This is a genomic window from Actinotalea sp. C106 (genome assembly GCF_023630195.1).
Taxonomy (GTDB): domain Bacteria; phylum Actinomycetota; class Actinomycetes; order Actinomycetales; family Cellulomonadaceae; genus Actinotalea.
In genome coordinates this window covers 1-2620 of the sequence record NZ_JALPKN010000367.1, presented here as the reverse complement: position 1 = coordinate 2620, position 2620 = coordinate 1, and the positions used below count along the sequence as shown (strand labels likewise).

Sequence of the window (2620 nt, the reverse complement as noted above, 5' to 3'; positions counted from 1 at the left end):
TGGCGGGGGGCCCGCCCGGACCGCGGTCTGCGGGGGGTCCGTCGGAGCGATGGTCGGTGGTGGCTCGGCCGGGGCGGTGCCGGGGGTGGCCTCCGAGCCGGGGACGGGGACGGCCCGCTGGGAGCTCGTGGCGATGTCGTCGTGCAGCACGTCGACCGCGCGGGTGTGGCGGGTGGTGGTGACCGGGATCCCGCCGGGAGGGGTGCCGTCGAGCATCTCGTCGAGGGTGCGTGCCAGGGAGGCGGCCGAGCGCGGGCGCTCCTCGGGCTCCTTGGCGAGCATCCGCATCACGAGGGCAGCGAGCTCGGGGTCGATCTGGTCGGGCAGGGGCGGCACCGCGGTGTTGACGTGCGCGACGGCGATGTCCACGGCCGTCGGGCCGGTGAAGGGCCGGTTCCCGACCAGGCCCTCGTAGGCGACGATCCCCAGGGAGTAGATGTCCGAGGCGGGGGTCGCGGCCTTGCCGATGGCCTGCTCGGGGGACAGGTACTGCGCGGTGCCCATCACCATGCCCGAGGCCGTCATGGGCACCTGGTTGGTCGCGGTCGAGATGCCGAAGTCGGTGATCTTCACCCTGCCCGAGCGGGACAGCAGGATGTTGCCGGGCTTGACGTCCCGGTGCACGACTCCCCCCGCGTGGGCGGCGTGCAGGGCACGGGCCGTCTGGGCGAGGATCGGCAGGAGCCGTCGCGTGGGCAGCACCGGCTCACGGTCGAGCAGGTCGGACATCGGCTCGCCGAGCACGAGCTCCATGACGAGGAACCCCGAGCCCTCCTGCTCGCCGTAGTCGTAGAGCTGGGCGATGTTGGGGTGGGACAGTCCCGCGCTGTTGCGGGCTTCGGTGCGGAACCGCTCGAGGAACCCGGCGTCCCCCGCGAACTCCTCGCGCAGCACCTTGACCGCGACGTCCCGGGCGAGGGCCTCGTCGTGACCGACCCACACCTCGCCCATCCCGCCGACGGCGATCCGGGACTCGAGGCGGTAGCGGCCGCCCAGGGCGATCCCGGCGACCGGCTTCACTCGAGCACCGCCTGCATCACGGCCCGGGCGATGGGCGCCGCGACGGCCCCGCCGGTGGCCTCGCTGCCCATGGTCCCGCCGTTCTCGACGAGGACGGCGACGGCGACCTGCGGGTCGTCGGCCGGGGCGAAGCTGGTGAACCAGGCGTGCGGCGGTGCGTCGCCGGTGGTCTCGGCGGTGCCGGTCTTCCCGGCCACCTGGACCCCCGAGATCTGGGCGGCCTGCCCGGTGCCGTCGGCGACGACGCCGAGCATCATCTCCTCGAGCGTGGCGGCTGTCTCGGGGGAGATGGGCTGGCCGAGCTCGCTCGGGGAGGTCTCGGTGACGACGTCGAGGTCCTGGCTGCGCACCGAGTCCACCAGGTAGGGGGACATCTGGGTGCCCCCGTTGGCGATCGTGGCCGAGATCATCGCCACCTGCAGGGGGGTCACGCGCACCTCGTACTGCCCGATGGCCGAGAGAGCGGTGGACGGCGCGTCGGGGTCGGGGGGGAAGTAGCTCTCTGCTGACGTCATCGGCACGGTGAAGCGGGTTCCGAAGCCGAACGCCTCGGCCTGCTCCCCGATGAGCTCGGCGCCGAGGTCGAGGCCGAGCTGGGCGAAGGCCGTGTTGCAGGAGACGCGCAGGGCGTCGCCGAGGGTCTGGGTGCCGCTGCTCGAGCAGGTGGCCCCGCCGAAGTTGCCGAGCACCGCGGAGCTCAGCGGCAGGGGCAGCTCGTCGGGGGCGGGGATCTGCTCGTCGACGGCGAGCCCGTCCTCCAGGGCCGCCGCGGCGGTCACGAGCTTGAACACCGAGCCCGGCGGGTAGGTGTTGCCGGCGATGGCCCGGTTCGCCATCGGCTGGCCGTCGGCCTCGTTGAGGGCCGTCCAGTTCTCGGTGACTTCGCTCGTGGTGTGCCCCGCGAGCAGGTTCGGGTCGTAGCTGGGCTTGGAGACCAACGCGAGGATGGCGCCCGTGGTCGGGTCGAGGGCGACGACGGCGCCGCGCTGGTCCCCGAGGGCGTCCCAGGCGGCCTGCTGGGCCGCGGGGTCGATGGTGAGCTCGACGGCCGCGCCCTGCGGCTGGCGGCCGGTGATGAGGTCCTGCAGCCGCGAGTAGAACAGCGAGTCGGCCGAGCCGTTGAGCTCGGTGTTCATCGCCTGCTCGATGCCGGACCGGCCGTAGATCACCGAGTAGTACCCGGTCACGTGCGCGTAGAGCTCGGCCTGGCTGTAGCTGCGCTGGTACCCGAAGGGGGTGTCGACCGGGGTCGAGGAGGCGATCGAGTCCCCTCCGACGACGATGGGTCCGCGGGCGTTGTCGTACTCCCGGTACAGCGTCCGCACGTTGCGCGCGTCGCTGTTGAGGTCGGGGGCCTGGACGAACTGGACCCAGGTGCTGGTCATCATGAGGGCCAGGAACATGACGATGGTGACGTTCGCGAGCCGCCGCAGGGGGGTGTTCATCGGCGGAGCTCACCCACCCCGATGACCTCGGTCTGGTGGTCCGAACCCTCGCCCTGACCGGTGCTGAAGCCCTGGGTGTCGCCCGGCTCGGCCTCGTCGCCCGCGTCCCCGGGCTCGGGGGAGGCGGGGCCGCCGGCCGGGGCGGCGGGCCGGCG

Annotated in this window: 2 protein-coding genes; both read right to left on the bottom strand. The window is 73.1% G+C overall.

All coding sequences use genetic code 11. The annotated features are described in order from the left end of the window. On the bottom strand, positions 1–1020 hold a 1020-nt coding region (locus L0B03_RS16405), incomplete at its 3' end, for a serine/threonine-protein kinase (protein WP_250447863.1). Next, positions 1017–2465, bottom strand: coding sequence for a penicillin-binding protein 2 (locus L0B03_RS16400; protein ID WP_250447860.1), 1449 nt, complete (start codon positions 2463–2465; stop codon positions 1017–1019). The genes L0B03_RS16400 and L0B03_RS16405, both read right to left, overlap by 4 nt. Positions 2466–2620 lie beyond the last annotated feature (155 nt).